Below are 15743 nucleotides of genomic sequence, written 5' to 3' on the forward strand. Positions count from 1 at the left end.
TGGGCTATCGCCGTTAGAGTATGAGCGTCAATATTTTAATGAGGCTAAAAGTCGTCTAGTGAAGTAGTGGCGATTCATACTTCCTGTGCGAATTTCATTTCATGAGTAACAACAACCATTGTCATTCCTTCGGCAGCTAATGACTTCATTACATCGAGCACTTCTCCAACTAATTCTGGATCTAGTGCTGATGTTGGTTCATCAAATAACATGAGCTCAGGATTCATTGCTAATGCTCGAGCAATAGCTACGCGTTGTTGTTGCCCTCCTGAAAGTTCATTAGGATATGCATTGGCCTTATTTAAAAGACCAACTTTATCTAATAAATTTTTAGCTTTCTCTTGTGCACTTTGTTTGTTTTCTTTTAAAACTTGTATAGGTGCTTCAGTGATATTATCTAAAATACTTAAGTGTGGGAAAAGATTAAATCTCTGAAAAACCATCCCAATCTTAGATCGTTTCTTAGCTATCTCTGATTTACTTAATTCATGAAGTTCATTGTTTTTCAACTCATGCAATAAATAATCACCATTTACTTTTATAAACCCCGAAGAAACTTCAGTTAAATTATTTATGCATCTAAGAAAAGTTGATTTACCTGAACCTGATGGACCAATTAGGCTAATCACTTCACCTTTACATATTTTCAGATTTATATTTTTTAATACTTCTAAACTACCATAGTGTTTATGAACATTAATGGCCTCCACCATGTAATCAACCATATTACCTCCTAGGTAGAATAGTGATAATGCCGCTCTACTTTTTCTTGGAAAAAAGTCATAATAGTTGTCATAACTAAATACCAGAAACAAGTAACGAGAAGTAATGGTATCGTTTCAAAATTTCTTGAGTATATCGACTGCGCTGCATACAACAGGTCAGATAATGAAATAACACTGACCAAAGATGTCATTTTTAACATTCCAATTGTTTCATTCCCAGTTGGCGGAATAATAGTACGCATCGCCTGTGGTAAGATAATTCTGAGCATTATCTTTATTTTTTTCATTCCCAACGATGTTGCCGCTTCTTCTTGACCTGAGTCTACTGACAGTATGCCGCCCCTGACAATCTCTGACATATAAGCTCCCTCATTGAGAGACAAGCCGAGTATCGCAGCGATGAGAGGCGTAATCAGATCATTGGTAGTAAACTTAAAAAAATCAACATCTAAAAATGGGATGTGAATATATAAGCTTGGGTACAAAGCCGATAAGTTATACCAGAATATTAACTGTACTAAAATTGGTGTCCCGCGAAAAAACCAAATATACAGTTGGGCTATCTTTTCCAAAAAAAATACATTGGACACCTTAAAAAAGGCTATGATAATCCCCAATACAACACCAATCACCATACATATTACGGTTAAACATACAGCCAATAAAAGCCCTGACATGATTGCTTCGTTAAATAAATATTTACCGACAATATCCCATCCAAATCTTGGATTTTCGACTAAGCTGTATATGAAATATAAAAATATAATAAATAAAAAGGCTGATATATGCTTACTATAACTTTTCCTTTTAATTATTTTAAGATTTCTTTCATCGACCATATCTATCTCAGTTCAAATTACTTTGTGACCATATTAATGCCAAATTTATCTAACGATAATTCTGAGATTTTCCATTTACTCATAATCTTCTGATAGATGCCTTCTTGTTTAATCTCTTTTAATGCAGCTAATAAAGCATTTGCTAACTTAGTGTTATGTTTGGCAACTACAATACCGTTATAGTATTTTGGAAGAAACTTATTGGTCTCAATTCGAATTGGATGAGGAGCTGCTTCCTTGATTTTTTTAGATGCTGCTAAATCGTTTAATACAAAATCAACTCGTCCAGAATAAAGTGCCAATAATACATCTTGCCCCGATGGATACAAGTTCACTGTAATCGGTTTAAGATTTTTTGATACACAATAAGGTGTCATTTCATCTTTTACGACTTTTTCAAAATCAATTCCCTGCTGGATCCCAACAGTTAAACCACACAATGATTCTGTTTTATCAGATATTGATTTATTGGTTTGCAATGTATAAACCGCACCTGTTGCAAAAGCATCCTCAACGAACATAACTTTATGCTCTCTTGCTTTACTATCAGAAATACATTCCGAGGCCATATCATAACGTTTGCTATCGACTCCAGGAATCAATCCAGAAAAATCTATTGATTTAGCTTCATATTTAATACCCAGTTTTTGGGAAATTGCAATCCATAAGTCCGGCTCATAACCCACCATTGATTTATTATCAGGTGCAAATGATTCACAAGGTGGATAGTGCGCATCTGTTGCTATTTTAATGACACCTGATTTTTGAATAGATACAGGAAGCATTTCTTTTATGTCTTTATTAAACTTAGCAGCCGGAATGCCTGAGCCAGGGACATTATAATCAATACTTGCTGCATTAACGCCAGTCGCTGCTGTTAAAGAAAGCACCAGTGCAGATATCGTCAAATAGCTAGATTTCTTTCGTCTGTTATACATACAAACCTCTGTTATAAATTGAGAAAATATTTATTTAACCATTACATGTATATACATGATTGTAATAGCAATCGCTATGCCAACAATTAAATCCCATTAAAATCATTAAGTTACTTAAAACCATTAATTAATAATAAATTTTTAATGCGCTATTTTGATCTTATTAATTATTTTCTGCACTTTAATTGATCATATTTAAATTGATTTTAAAAAAATGAATGATTAATAAATTAATATTATTTAACCCTGTTATTTATTATTAGAAGATATTTATGTTTGACTGTGAAAATAGATATTGATTTATATGTCAATCAACTATAGACTAGCGCTCCATTCACATATCAAACACGCTTGGAGGAACAAATGACTTATTCAGTATTTTTCTGCAAGCCTTGTCAGGGTTAGTTTCCAGCTTTGCCCGGCTTACGGCTTGCCAAAATCAATCTTTCGATTTACAAAAAATTTGGTAAAGTTTTATGGGCAATTCCATTCAATATATTTCGAACGGTGCATCTATTGTTGCCGACGATAAAATCTGGGTCGAAGATTTAGCGATCCAACAATTAAGCAAAACTCTTGAGCTCCCAAATCTTAAAGCTGCGGTAGGCATGCCTGATTTACATCCGGGCAAGGGCTATCCAATTGGCGCCGCTTTTTTATCCCAAACGTGGCTCTATCCGGCCTTAATTGGCAACGATATCGGCTGTGGGATGGCTTTATTTACAACGAGTCTAGCCACTCATAAAGTAAAGCTAGATAAGCTCGAAAAGCGCTTAGGAAACATTGACGGCGCGCCACAGGAATATCCATTGTGGGTGCAAGAACAGTTGCACCAATATGATCTCATTGATATTGCAAGGCAATTCTCGCTCGGCACAATCGGTGGGGGCAATCATTTTGCCGAGCTGCAAGTGACCGACAAAATCTATTCGCAAAGCTTATTTGCTGACGCACATTTGGATAAGAAACAACTGAATCTATTGGTACATAGTGGCTCACGAGGCTTCGGCGAACAGATCTTAGCTGAACATCTTAAGCTATATTCTCATCAGGGAATTGAGGCTAATAGCGATGCCGGGCAACACTATCTTTGTCAGCATAATCGCGCCTTAAAGTTCGCGCAGCTAAATCGCCAACTCATCGCAATGCGTATATCAAGCGCATTGAGTTGTGAGATGAGCTTGCGCTTAGATGTGCATCATAACTTAGTCGAGCCCTATACTCACCTTGGCTCAGGCTGGATTCATCGAAAAGGGGCGACGCCAGCTGATAAAGATTTCGTTATCATTCCTGGCTCTCGAGGTGACTATAGTTATTTGGTTAAACCTAAGGTCAGTGACAAAAGCCTCTGCTCGTTAGCTCATGGCGCGGGGCGCAAATGGAACCGCAAGAGTGCAAAAGCTCGCCTAGAGAGCAATTATTCATTTGAAAAACTGCAAAAAACCCAATTTGGTAGCAGGGTTATCTGTGCTGATCGCCAATTAATTTATGAAGAAGCGCCACAGGCTTACAAACCCATTCAACCCATCATCCAACTGATGCAAGAAGCCGATTTAATTGAGCTAGTCGCGCGCTTTAAGCCAGTGCTCACCTATAAAACTGCGGGGAAACATAGATGTTAATGTTACAACTTAGCTCAGGCCTTGGCCCGCAAGAGTGCCAATTAGCGGTGGGCTATGCGCTCACTCAGCTAGAAAAAGAAGCGGCAAAACTAGACGTGCACATCAGTTTAATTGAAGCGGAACGAGATGAACTGATAAACGGCTTTAAATCGGTGGTAGTGGCTCTTGATGGCAAAGCGGAGCATTTGCTTGGCAAAAGCTGGAATGGGACAATTCAGTGGATTTGCCAAAGCCCACTTCGGCCTCGCTATCCACGTAAAAACTGGTTTATTGGCGGACATATTCTGCCTTATCAGAGCGAGCTGCCTGACAGTGATATAACCTTTTCGGCGTGCCGCGCAAGCGGTGCTGGCGGTCAGCATGTCAACAAAACCAACTCGGCGATTCATGCAACACATATCGCCAGCGGCATTAGCGTTAAAGTTCAGGCCGAACGTAGTCAACATGCCAATAAACGCCTGGCAAAAGCACTGATAGCCGCGAAATTGGCCGAACATAAGCAGCAACTGCAGGCCAAAACCCAGAAACTACGCTGGCAGCAACATCACCAGCTCGAACGAGGCAATCCGATACGGACGTTTAAAGGACGCTCATTTAAAGCAGACCCTAGCATATAAGATTGGTTAGATTAGGCGCTACAAACCATGCTTTTGGGTTTGTAGCGCCTTTATATCAGTGGATTGACTAGCAAGAGCTAGATCGGCCATGATAGCTGTCTTACCTAACAAAAATTTATAAAATCACATACATATGGACTGTTTATGAAATTATTCTACTTCATCATGGCGCTTGCCAGCGGATTTGGTTTAGCGATTCAGGCAGCAGTAAATAGCCGATTAAGCTCTGGCGTGCACAATCAGCCATTGATGGCCGCGTTTATCTCATTTGCGGTTGGTACATTGTGTTTAGGCTTGTTGGCAATATTTCAGGTGCAATGGTCGGGTATCGGCAGCGCCCTCACCCATCAACCTTGGTGGCGGTGGCTGGGTGGATTATTAGGCGCATCTGCGGTATTTACCACCATTTTCTTAGCACCGCGAATTGGTATTACCAACACCATGTTTTTGTTCATTCTTGGTCAGTTAATTGCCGGTATGCTGGTTGATAGTTTTGGCTGGATCCAGATGCCTGTGCGTGCGGTCTATTGGTATAAATATGCCGGACTCGGCGTTATGTTTATCGGACTAATTTTCTTTATGTTTGGCGATCGACTCTTTAAATCTTAAACGTATCAATCGTTGATTGAAATAAAGTTATCATGCTCTAAATAGAAGTTTGCAGCAGCGATGATGCTCTCCACACTAAGCTCTGCGCCTTGATGCTGCAAATTATCTAATACATCCTTAAACAGCTCTCCTGAGCAAAGCAGCTCCAAGTTATTGTCCACCACAAATGCAGAAAACAAATCGTCACCAACCTCATCTTCATCTGGGTATTCATCAAGATAGATAAGTGTGGATTTACTTATCAATTCGCTACTATCTGGGCAGTATAAGCAGACTTCATCAAGCCAGTGATAAGCTCCGTTAGCAAGTAAATCAACAATCAATTGCTCAGCTAAATAAGCGCTCTGATAGCGTAATTGTGATTGATTTTTCATCATAATAGCGTGTCGCCTAGTCTCTGGTTGAGCCGATAGATAAAGCATCAATTTACCGACCTAAAGATGCCTCAGCAATTGTTATTTTTGCACTTAAAACTTAAAACCCGCACCAAATAAGCACACCAATTATGTGCATAATATATTTATTAAAAATACTATTTTATATTTTTATCACTATATCATAATGATTTTTAAAGTTTTTATTTTTTGGCCTAGTTGTTGCTATTTTATTTATCGCAACACTGGAGATTACGGCGTGCGGTATTGACGTTGATTCCTCTGTGCTTATACAATTAGCTAATAGATGACTAGGGTTCCGGCTATTTCGATAGTGTCTGGTCCGAGAGTTATCGACCTCCTTGAGGTTACACGGCGGGATAAAAGCCCGGGAGACCAACGGCGCACAGCCCTGATCTCTGTAACCTGTAACCATCCCCCCAAGGAGGGAATGATGTCAAAGTCTCGATTATTCAAAAAACTTAGTACGTTATTTATTCCTGTCTTACTGTTGCTCTCTTTTAGCGCGGCAGCAGCAAAACCCACTTTTAACATTGCTTGGTCGATTTACGCAGGCTGGATGCCTTGGGAATATGCCCAGCAAAGTGGCATTTTGAAAAAATGGGCTGACAAGTACGATATTAAAATCAATCTGACCCAGGTTAATGACTACGTTGAATCCATCAACCAGTACACTGCTGGCAAATTTGCCGGTTGTGTGATGACCAATATGGATGCACTCACGATTCCAGCGGCCAGCGGTGTAGATACTAGCGCCATTATTGTTGGCGACTATTCAGATGGTAACGACGGGATTGTTTTAAAAGGTAAAAAAAGCCTTAAAGACATCAAAGGCCAACGCGTTAACTTAGTTTCATTAAGTGTTTCTGAATACCTTTTAGCTCGTGCATTGCAATTTCAGAACATGAGCGAAAAAGACGTCACACTGGTCAACACCTCTGACTCAGATATCGTCTCCTCTTTCCAAAGTCCTGATGTCACAGCAGCCGTTACCTGGAACCCAATGCTGAATGTGATTAAAAGCCAACCAGATGCTCATGAAGTCTTTAGCTCACACATGATCCCGGGTGAAATCTTAGACCTGATGGTCGTTAAAACAGACGTGTTGAAAAAACACCCTGAACTTGGCAAGGCCTTGACGGGTGCATGGTATGAAACCATGAAAGTGATGCAATCTGACAGTAAACAAGGGATCGCAGCTCGCACTGAAATGGCAAAAGCCTCTGGCACTGATTTAGCTGATTACAACAAACAGTTAAAAACCACCTACATGTTCTACAGCGCGCAAAAAGCGCTCAAAGAAACCACAAGTCCAAAACTTAAAGAAACGATGTCACTGATTGCCCGCTTCTCATACGACCATGGGCTGCTTGGCGATAGCGCTCCAAGTGCGGACTTTATCGGTATTCAAACACCCGCTGGTACTTATGGAGATAAAGGGAATATCAAGTTCCGCTTTGACCCAACCTTCATGAAACTCGCAGCTTCAGACAAATTGTAAGAAAAGGAGCACGGGATGACCCGACTCATTAATCGTAAACCTGATCGCGCAAGCCGACTCTTGCTGGGATTACTGCCATTTATCATTATCGTGGCACTGTATTTAATTACCTCCCAAGCAAGACTGGCAATTAACCCTCACGACAAGCTATTGCCATCGTTTGAGAGTATCTATCATGCCATTTACAAAATGGCATTCGTTCCGAGCCGCCGAACCGGTGACTATTTATTGTGGAACGACACACTCTCTAGCTTAAAGCTGCTCTGTATGGGAGTTGGAATCAGCGCACTGGTTGGATTAATTGTCGGGATCATCAATGGTGCTATTCCACTTCTTCGAGCACCTTTGTCGCCACTGTTTACCGCACTTTCATTAATTCCACCCATGGCAATTTTACCCATTCTATTTATCGCTTTTGGCCTTGGTGATTTGGCTAAAGTGATGCTGATTGTCATTGGTGTTGCACCTTTACTGGTGCGAGACATGCAATTAAAAACACTCAGCTTACCCCAAGAGCAATTGATTAAAGCTCAGACTCTGGGCGCCACAAGCTGGCAAATCATTCTGCGAGTCATGTTACCTCAAGTCCTGCCGCGGCTTATCGAAGCGGTTCGCTTAACTCTTGGTAGTGCTTGGTTATTTTTAATTGCCGCAGAAGCCATTGCCGCCACCAGCGGACTGGGGTATCGAATCTTTTTAGTCCGTCGCTATCTGGATATGGCCGTTATTTTGCCCTACGTGGTTTGGATAACCTTTCTCGCCTTTCTCATGGACTGGATTTTAAAACAAGTTTCTTTACGAGTCTTTCCTTGGTATGCCAGCTTAAACGGGAGTTCTAACGCATGAGTCAGCCAATTCTAAGTGCGAAAAATCTTTATAAAGACTATGGCGACACATGTGTTTTAGAACGTCTCAATGTCGATATCTACCCCGGTGAATTCATTACTGTGGTCGGCGCTTCAGGCTGTGGCAAAAGTACTTTTTTAAAACTTATTCTTGGCACTGAACAACCCAGTCGCGGAGAATTATTCATGGATAACCAACCGATCATCCATGAACCTGACGAGCAGCGCGGCATTGTCTTTCAGCGCTATTCGGTTTTTCCCCATCTGAGTGCACTGGGCAATGTCATGCTCGCCGATGAGCTCTCACACTCGCATCTACTGGGCAAATGCTTTGGCAAACATAAGCAGCAGATTCTTAAACGCGCCAAGGACATGCTCGCAAGAGTCGGACTCAGCCACGCACTCAACCGCTATCCTCATGAACTTTCTGGTGGCATGCAGCAGCGACTAGCCATCGCCCAAGCCTTGATGAAAAAACCGCGAGTGCTGCTACTTGATGAACCATTCGGAGCACTCGATCCGGGGATCAGAGCCGATATGCATCAATTAATTCATGAGTTATGGCAGCAACAACAATTGACCATTTTTATGGTCACCCACGATATTTCGGAAGGTTTTAAGCTCGGTTCGCGATTATGGGTGTTTGACAAAGTTCGTCACGACCCACATGCACCAGAGCGATTTGGAGCCCAAATTACCTACGATTTGTCGCTAAACCAATCAAGCGCACTCAAACAAAGTGAGCTTTCAACCATTCAACATACCATCAAACAAGGAGAACCAAGCAATGAGTGAATTGCTTTACACCGATGATCTGCCTGGCAACAGCCACTGGTCATTACAAGTTGCAGCTGGCACTGAGCTAAAATTTACCGACACTCAGGGCGGCGCCAATCTCGGAATGTTATTTTACAATCCGCATAATTTGCTAGAGCGTTATAACGCACCGGATACGCTCAAATGCCAACACACGTTTAAACTCACCAAAGGCAATTGTCTGTATTCGGATATGGGCCGAATTTTCTGCTCAATTACCGAAGATGACACCGGTTGGATTGACACTGTCGCCGGCACAACCAATAAAGAACTCGTTGCCAAACGCTGGGGAGAACGTGATTATCAAACTGAGCGCAATTACTGGAAACAAAACGGTTACGACAGTTTCTTAGTTGAAATTGCCAAATTTGGCTTGGGAGCACGAGACATCGCAGCGAATGTCAATTTGTTCAGTAAAATCTTCACCGATGATGACGGCAACTTCACCTTTGAGCGCGAACATTCTAAAGCGGGCGACAGCATTACTCTGCGCTTTGAGATGGATACTCTGGTTGTGATGAACACCTGCCCTCACCCGATGAATCCAGCCGAAGAATACCCGCACCGCGCGATTAGCTACGAAGTTCGAAAAGCATCCCCCATTTCTGACGATGACTATTGCAAAAACTTTCGCCCAGAAAATGGCCGTGGTTTTGAAAACACTCGCCGTTACAACCTCGCTATTCACGCTTAACAGGAGACTCTCTCATGCTTACTGAAAGTAAATTATCCGCCAGTGACGCAAGCTTTCGCGAAGTCGTTAATGCCGGCAACTATTGGTTACACACTGTCAAAGCAGGCCAAACACTGCGCATCGTCGATATTGAAGGCAACCAAGCTGCCGATACGCTGTTTTTCAGTGCCGCCGATACAGCTGAGCGCTACAGCGCCGTCGATACGATTCGCGAACAAGGCAATGTCTATCTTGAAACAGGCAGCACACTGTTAACTAATTTATGTAATCCCATGTTAACTATTATTGCTGACACCTGCGGTCGTCATGACACATTAGGGGGTGCCTGTGCCACCGAGAGCAATCAAGTTCGCTATTCGCTAACAAAGAAAAACATGCACGCCTGCCGAGATAGCTGGTTGCTAGCGGTTAGCGAACACCCTGAACTGGGTATGAGCAAACGCGACCTGACCCATAATGTGAACTTTTTTATGAATGTTCCGATTACCACCGATGGCGGTCTAACTTTTGCCGATGGCATCAGTGCACCCGGTAAATACGTTGAGCTAAAAGCGCATATGGATGTCATTGTTTTAATTTCCAACTGTCCACAACTGAACAACCCGTGTAATGCCTATAACCCAACACCAATCGAACTGGTGATCTGGGACGCATAACGCAAACGAGTGCAAGGACGGCCTTGAGTCACACTCTGATTGTCAGCGGGACGACCCGCACCATTATGCATTAAGCGAGTTCACTTATGTTTTCCAAAGTGCTTATAGCCAATCGTGGGGCTATTAGTTGCCGTATCACCCGCACGCTTCAGGCGATGGGTATCTCATCGGTAGCTGTTTATCACGAATCCGACTCCGACAGTTTACATGTGCAGCAGGCTAACGAGGCTTATTGTCTTGGCAACGGCACAAGCGCACAAACCTATTTAAATCAGGATCTCATTATCGATATTGCCAAGCGCGCCAACGCTCAAGCAATTCATCCCGGATACGGCTTTTTAAGTGAAAACCCCGAATTTGCCAAACGCTGTGAAGCCGAAAATATCGTATTTTTAGGGCCCAGCGCGCAGCAGATGATTGACTTTGGTCTAAAACATAAAGCTCGTGCACTGGCAACAAAAGCGAATGTGCCACTGTTAGGTGGCAGCGATTTACTCGATGACATAGCCCAAGCCCAAAGCAAAGCCCAACAAGTCGGCTATCCAGTGATGCTAAAAAGTACCGCTGGTGGCGGCGGAATTGGCATGCAATGCTGTTATAACGATGAAGAACTAGAAAAAGCCTTTGATAGCGTAAAACGCTTAAGTGCCAATAACTTCTCTAACAGTGGCGTATTTATTGAAAAATTTATCGAACATGCTCGTCACATTGAAGTTCAAATTTTTGGTGATGGACAAGGCCAAGTTCTAGCAATCGGTGAGCGCGACTGCTCATCGCAGCGGCGTAATCAAAAAGTCATCGAAGAATGCCCGGCTCCTCACCTTTCAGAGCAAACGCGCTCGCAACTGCATCAAACAGCCGTACAACTTGGTCAATCGGTAAACTATCGCAGCGCCGGAACAGTTGAATTTATTCTCGATGCCGACACAGAAAAATTCTATTTTCTGGAAATGAACACGCGTCTGCAGGTCGAGCACGGTGTCACTGAGCAAGTTTTTAATATTGATTTAGTGCGCTGGATGGTCGAACTTGGTGCTGGTGAACTTCGTCCATTATCTGAGCTAAAACCGACATTAACACCTCGCGGACATGCCATTCAGGCGCGCCTTTATGCTGAAGACCCAGCAAAAGCCTTTCGCCCTAGCGCTGGATTAATCAGCCATGTTCATTTTCCGAAGATGCAGCTGCCAGAACAACGCATCGATCATTGGCTTGAAAACGGTATCGAAGTTCCCGCGCTATTTGATCCAATGCTGGCTAAATTAATTGCTTATCAAGACGATCGCAGCCAAGCCCGGCAAGCGCTTATCGACATGCTTAAGCACAGTGAAGTCTATGGTATTGAAACGAACCGCCATTATCTGATTGATTTACTCAGCAGCGATACTTTTGCCAAGGGACGCATTTTAACCAACAGTTTAAACTCGTTTCATCCGCAGCCAGCCACTATTGATGTGCTCTCTGGTGGCACACAAAGCACCATTCAGGACATTCCTGGTCGAGTCGGATACTGGCATATTGGCGTTCCACCATCCGGGCCGATGGATAATTATTCGTTTCGCTTAGCCAATCGACTATTGGGCAATGATGAACAATGCGCTGGCATCGAAATTACCCTGACAGGCCCAACCCTTGGATTTAACAGTGCTCGGCAGATTATCCTCGCGGGAGCTAACATTGACGCCAGTGTTGATGGCAAACCTGTTGCGATGTGGCAAGTTGTCGATATTCCCGCTGGCGCCACACTGAAACTTGGAAAAGTTAAAAATTTTGGCTCGCGCAGTTATCTATTAATTGCTGGCGGCATTGACTGCCCGACTTATTTAGGAAGTCGTTCGACCTTTACGCTGGGTCAGTTTGGCGGCCATGTTGGTCGAGAGTTACGCGCTGGCGATGTTTTGCATCTCTTTGAGCCACCAGCAAAAGCGCCGATAATAGAGGCAGATCCTGCGATTTATCCAGAACTGACTCACAACTGGCAGCTCCATGTCATTTATGGGCCGCATGGCGCGCCAGATTATTTCACCGAGCAAGACATCCAAACGCTCTTTAGCCATGATTACGAAGTTCACTATAACTCAAGCCGCACGGGTGTCAGGTTGATTGGACCCAAACCTAATTGGGCCAGAGAAGATGGCGGCGAAGCGGGTTTACATCCATCCAATATTCACGATAACGCATACGCAGTTGGGACGATTGATTTTACCGGTGATATGCCGGTGATTTTAGGGCCTGACGGGCCAAGTTTGGGGGGATTTGTCTGCCCGGCGACCATCATCAAAGCAGACCTTTGGAAAATGGGACAGCTTAAAGCTGGCGATAAAGTGCGCTTTATTCCAGTTTCGATGCAGTGCGCCGAAAAGATGGAGCGAGCCCAGCTAAATGCTTTACGTACGCTCACTAAAACCGATGTTGCTATCGAGCATGCGTCAATCTCTAGCGCTATTTTAAAAACCATCCCGCCAGAGCGTTATGGTGAACAAGTTGTTTATCGACCCAGCGGCGATGATTTTCTGCTGGTCGAATATGGCCCGCAAGTGCTTGATATTCGGCTGCGGTTTCGCGCTCACGCGCTGATGCTATGGCTTGAAAAAGCCCAAATCGCAGGCGTTGAAGAACTCACTCCAGGGATTCGCTCGCTGCAAATCCACTACAACAACCTCATTCTCAGTACCGATAAACTTTTAGCCTATTTGGAACAGGCTGAAAGTGAACTCACCGATATTGACCAGATGAGCGTGCCAGCACGCATTGTCCGCCTGCCGCTTTCATGGGATGACGAAGCAACCCGTTTGGCCATTGAAAAATATGATCAATTGGTTCGAAAAAATGCGCCTTGGGCGCCATCTAATATTGAGTTTATTCGTCGCATCAACGGCTTAGACTCAATCGATGAGGTCAAACACATTCTATTCAATGCCCGTTATTTAGTGATGGGATTAGGCGATGTGTACTTAGGCGCACCGGTTGCGACACCGCTAGATCCGCGCCACCGGCTCGTCACGACCAAATACAACCCAGCCCGCACTTGGACCCCTGAAAACGCGGTAGGAATTGGAGGTGCATATCTTTGTGTATACGGCATGGAAGGGCCTGGTGGTTATCAGTTTGTCGGACGCACACTGCAAATGTGGAACCGCTATCGCACCACCGAAGAATTTACCAAACCTTGGCTGTTGCGCTTTTTTGATCAGATTGAATTCTATGAAGTCTCAAGTGAAGAACTCCAACGGATTCGCCGTGAGTTTCCGAAAGGGAATTATCCGTTAGATATTCGTCAAACTGAGTTTTCCCTCGAGCAATACAACCAATTACTTAAGGACAACGCTCTTGAGATAACGGCCGCTAAGAAGCGCCAACAATCGGCATTTGAAGCAGAACGTCAGCGCTGGATAGAAACCGGACAAGCGAACTTTAGTAGCGAAGCTGACTTGATGATAGAAGATGATGCCCCGGCGCTGACTCTTAAAGATGGCGAACAAGCGATTGAAAGTTTGGTCTCCGGGAACGTCTGGAAAGTGTTAGTTGAGCCAGGCCAAGCGGTGCAAAGCGATCAAACCTTAATGATCATCGAATCGATGAAAATGGAAATTGAAATCAAAGCCCCTTGCTGTGGAAAAATCACCCAAATTTGCCACCCCACAGGCCAAAACGTTCGCGCAGGCCAACCCTTACTGATTCTGGAGGAACAACATGATTGAGCCAATGACAATTGAAGCACTGCACCGCAGCTATACCAATGGCGCGACTAGCGTCGGGACGCTATTACGCGATTGTTTAGCGCGCGCAAGAAACGACTCACATCAGGCTTGGATTAGCCTCTTAAGCGACGAACAATTAGAAACGTACATTATAAATTTAGAGGGCCATAGCCCGGCAGATCTACCACTATATGGCATTCCTTTTGCTATCAAAGACAATATTGATTTAGCCGATCTGCCAACTACTGCAGGATGTCCTGATTACAGCTATCAACCCAGCGAACATGCCTTTGTAGTTGCCAAACTGATTGCAGCAGGCGCGGTTCCTATTGGGAAAACCAACTTGGATCAATTTGCCACGGGCTTAGTGGGGACTCGCAGTCCTTATGGTGAATGTCACAACAGTATCAATGGCGACTATGTCAGCGGTGGTTCCAGTGCAGGCTCAGCTGTTTCGGTGGCCGATGGTCAGGTGGTTTTTTCGCTAGGCACTGATACCGCAGGCTCCGGGCGAGTTCCGGCGGCATTTAATAATATTTTAGGCCTTAAAGGCAGCATCGGTCGCATCAGTTGTCGTGGTGTTGTGCCTGCATGTAAGAGCTTAGATTGTGTCACTATTTTTGCCAAAACTAGCGACGATCTAGCGGCCATCTGGCCAGTTGCCGCACAATTTGATGAGCAAGATGAATTTGCCCGTACCCGACCCGAGTTGGTTAAAACAATGACGCCAAGTTTTAAATTTGGGGTTGCAAGCAAAGAACAGCTTGAGTTTTTTAGCGATGAAGCGGCAAAGAGCTGTTATGAGCAAGCGATAGCAACCCTAACGCAGATGGGTGGTGAAGCAGTACCCATTGATTTAGCACCATTTAGTCAGGCGGCTAAACTGCTCTATGATGGCCCATGGGTTGCCGAACGCCTCGCCGCCCTTCGCGAATTTTTTAGCGCCCACCAAAAGCAAACGCTGCCAGTGATTCAAACGATTATTGGCGGTGCTGCAAACTATAGCGCAGCCGATGCTTATGCGGCACTTTATCAACTGAAAGCGCTCAAACGCCATGCTGACCAACAGCTAGCGCGGGTTGATTTTATCGTCACACCGACCACTGGCACCATTTATACTATTGATGAGGTTAATGCTGACCCAATCACGCTTAACTCTAATCTTGGGTTTTATACAAACTTCATGAACCTGCTTGATTACAGTGCGATTGCGCTACCGGCTGGATTTCGTCAAAGTGGCACGAAACAAGGCTTACCATTTGGCATTACCCTGTTTGGTCCAACTTTTTATGAAGATGCCCTCCTTAGCATTGCGTCCCGCTGGCAAAAACAGCTGCCTCTACCACTTGGCGCTCTGAAAGCTCAACCGCAAACGATTGATCTGTGTGTTTGTGGTGCGCACCTATCTGGCATGGCGCTCAACCATCAATTAAGCAATAAAGGCGCTAAACTCATCAAGCAAACTCATACCGCTGCGAGCTATCGGTTATTTGCGCTCAATGAAGGTTTTCCACGGCGCCCGGCAATGGTGCGCGACACCAAGCAAGGCACATCGATTGAAGTTGAGATCTGGCAATTAGGCTCTGAGTTTCTAGCTGAGTTTTTAATGGGAATTGGTGCACCACTGGGACTTGGTAAAGTTGAGCTGGAAGATGGGCAATGGGTCAGCGGTTTTATCAGCGAGCCATGCGCAACAGACAATGCCGAAGAGATCACCCATTTAAAAAGCTGGCGCAATTTTAAAGCGTAGCGAGTTAAAAGCTCTACCAACAGAGATTTAAGAAA

General features: G+C 44.1%; 14 protein-coding genes and 1 riboswitch. Of the genes, 10 read left to right on the plus strand and 4 right to left on the minus strand.

The features are described 5' to 3' along the window. Positions 1 to 74: 74 nt before the first annotated feature. From ABTQ23_RS14870 to ABTQ23_RS14880, 3 genes are read right to left on the minus strand one after another with little or no spacing between them, the layout of a single operon-like run. Positions 75 to 725 (minus strand): amino acid ABC transporter ATP-binding protein, encoded by a 651-nt coding sequence (locus tag ABTQ23_RS14870; RefSeq protein WP_408616535.1) that lies wholly within the window; start codon positions 723 to 725, stop codon positions 75 to 77. 8 nt (positions 726 to 733) lie between these two features. Then, complete coding sequence (locus ABTQ23_RS14875) at positions 734 to 1564, minus strand: amino acid ABC transporter permease (RefSeq protein ID WP_408616536.1); 831 nt, start codon at positions 1562 to 1564, stop codon at positions 734 to 736. Positions 1565 to 1581: 17 nt separating this feature from the next. Next, the gene (locus ABTQ23_RS14880) at positions 1582 to 2502 is read right to left on the minus strand and encodes a transporter substrate-binding domain-containing protein (RefSeq protein ID WP_408616537.1); all 921 of its coding nucleotides are present in this window, start codon (positions 2500 to 2502) and stop codon (positions 1582 to 1584) included. Between the two features lie 476 nt (positions 2503 to 2978). Here ABTQ23_RS14880 and ABTQ23_RS14885 point away from each other — a divergent pair, with 476 nt between their 5' ends. From ABTQ23_RS14885 to ABTQ23_RS14895, 3 genes are all read left to right on the plus strand, one after another. After that, positions 2979 to 4124, plus strand: a complete 1146-nt coding sequence (locus ABTQ23_RS14885; RefSeq protein ID WP_408616538.1) for an RNA ligase RtcB family protein — start codon at positions 2979 to 2981, stop codon at positions 4122 to 4124. Beyond that, on the plus strand, positions 4118 to 4741 hold the full coding sequence (prfH, locus tag ABTQ23_RS14890; protein WP_408616539.1) for a peptide chain release factor H: 624 nt from the start codon (positions 4118 to 4120) through the stop codon (positions 4739 to 4741). The genes ABTQ23_RS14885 and prfH overlap by 7 nt, the downstream gene beginning before the upstream one ends. Positions 4742 to 4885: 144 nt before the next feature. Then, entirely contained in the window at positions 4886 to 5350 is a 465-nt protein-coding gene (locus tag ABTQ23_RS14895) for a DMT family transporter (protein WP_408616540.1), read from the plus strand. A 5-nt stretch (positions 5351 to 5355) separates the two neighbouring features. Here the strand turns inward: ABTQ23_RS14895 and ABTQ23_RS14900 are convergent, their stop codons facing one another. Beyond that, entirely contained in the window at positions 5356 to 5727 is a 372-nt protein-coding gene (locus ABTQ23_RS14900) for a DUF7716 domain-containing protein (RefSeq protein ID WP_408616541.1), read from the minus strand. A gap of 297 nt (positions 5728 to 6024) precedes the next feature. After that, positions 6025 to 6121, plus strand: a riboswitch (guanidine-I (ykkC/yxkD leader). Between the two features lie 54 nt (positions 6122 to 6175). On the opposite strand from ABTQ23_RS14900, the gene ABTQ23_RS14905 reads away from it, so the two are divergent. From ABTQ23_RS14905 to atzF, 7 genes are all read left to right on the plus strand, one after another. Beyond that, positions 6176 to 7246: a putative urea ABC transporter substrate-binding protein gene (locus tag ABTQ23_RS14905; RefSeq protein WP_408616542.1), complete on the plus strand. Its 1071-nt coding sequence runs from the start codon at positions 6176 to 6178 to the stop codon at positions 7244 to 7246. Between the two features lie 15 nt (positions 7247 to 7261). After that, positions 7262 to 8092: an ABC transporter permease gene (locus ABTQ23_RS14910; protein ID WP_408616543.1), complete on the plus strand. Its 831-nt coding sequence runs from the start codon at positions 7262 to 7264 to the stop codon at positions 8090 to 8092. Next, positions 8089 to 8886: an ABC transporter ATP-binding protein gene (locus ABTQ23_RS14915; protein ID WP_408616544.1), complete on the plus strand. Its 798-nt coding sequence runs from the start codon at positions 8089 to 8091 to the stop codon at positions 8884 to 8886. Before ABTQ23_RS14910 ends, ABTQ23_RS14915 begins: the two co-directional genes overlap by 4 nt. Further along, positions 8879 to 9601: an urea amidolyase associated protein UAAP1 gene (locus ABTQ23_RS14920; protein ID WP_408616545.1), complete on the plus strand. Its 723-nt coding sequence runs from the start codon at positions 8879 to 8881 to the stop codon at positions 9599 to 9601. Before ABTQ23_RS14915 ends, ABTQ23_RS14920 begins: the two co-directional genes overlap by 8 nt. Before the next feature lie 14 nt (positions 9602 to 9615). Next, positions 9616 to 10257, plus strand: a complete 642-nt coding sequence (locus ABTQ23_RS14925) for an urea amidolyase associated protein UAAP2 (RefSeq protein WP_408616546.1) — start codon at positions 9616 to 9618, stop codon at positions 10255 to 10257. Positions 10258 to 10343: 86 nt separating this feature from the next. Continuing rightward, positions 10344 to 13958 (plus strand): urea carboxylase, encoded by a 3615-nt coding sequence (gene uca / locus ABTQ23_RS14930; protein WP_408616547.1) that lies wholly within the window; start codon positions 10344 to 10346, stop codon positions 13956 to 13958. Next, entirely contained in the window at positions 13951 to 15708 is a 1758-nt protein-coding gene (gene atzF / locus ABTQ23_RS14935) for an allophanate hydrolase (RefSeq protein ID WP_408616548.1), read from the plus strand. Before uca ends, atzF begins: the two co-directional genes overlap by 8 nt. Positions 15709 to 15743 lie beyond the last annotated feature (35 nt).

It is taken from the genome of Celerinatantimonas sediminis, from assembly GCF_046054195.1.
GTDB lineage: Bacteria > Pseudomonadota > Gammaproteobacteria > Enterobacterales > Celerinatantimonadaceae > Celerinatantimonas.

Coding starts and splice junctions, on each gene's coding strand:
- ABTQ23_RS14910 (WP_408616543.1), top strand. CDS start 7,262: ATGACCCGACTCATTAATCGTAAACCTGATCGCGCAAGCCGACTCTTG.
- prfH (WP_408616539.1), top strand. CDS start 4,118: ATGTTAATGTTACAACTTAGCTCAGGCCTTGGCCCGCAAGAGTGCCAA.
- ABTQ23_RS14870 (WP_408616535.1), bottom strand. CDS start 725: ATGGTTGATTACATGGTGGAGGCCATTAATGTTCATAAACACTATGGT.
- ABTQ23_RS14915 (WP_408616544.1), top strand. CDS start 8,089: ATGAGTCAGCCAATTCTAAGTGCGAAAAATCTTTATAAAGACTATGGC.
- ABTQ23_RS14925 (WP_408616546.1), top strand. CDS start 9,616: ATGCTTACTGAAAGTAAATTATCCGCCAGTGACGCAAGCTTTCGCGAA.
- ABTQ23_RS14875 (WP_408616536.1), bottom strand. CDS start 1,564: ATGGTCGATGAAAGAAATCTTAAAATAATTAAAAGGAAAAGTTATAGT.
- atzF (WP_408616548.1), top strand. CDS start 13,951: ATGATTGAGCCAATGACAATTGAAGCACTGCACCGCAGCTATACCAAT.
- ABTQ23_RS14895 (WP_408616540.1), top strand. CDS start 4,886: ATGAAATTATTCTACTTCATCATGGCGCTTGCCAGCGGATTTGGTTTA.
- ABTQ23_RS14920 (WP_408616545.1), top strand. CDS start 8,879: ATGAGTGAATTGCTTTACACCGATGATCTGCCTGGCAACAGCCACTGG.
- ABTQ23_RS14905 (WP_408616542.1), top strand. CDS start 6,176: ATGATGTCAAAGTCTCGATTATTCAAAAAACTTAGTACGTTATTTATT.
- ABTQ23_RS14880 (WP_408616537.1), bottom strand. CDS start 2,502: ATGTATAACAGACGAAAGAAATCTAGCTATTTGACGATATCTGCACTG.
- ABTQ23_RS14900 (WP_408616541.1), bottom strand. CDS start 5,727: ATGATGAAAAATCAATCACAATTACGCTATCAGAGCGCTTATTTAGCT.
- uca (WP_408616547.1), top strand. CDS start 10,344: ATGTTTTCCAAAGTGCTTATAGCCAATCGTGGGGCTATTAGTTGCCGT.
- ABTQ23_RS14885 (WP_408616538.1), top strand. CDS start 2,979: ATGGGCAATTCCATTCAATATATTTCGAACGGTGCATCTATTGTTGCC.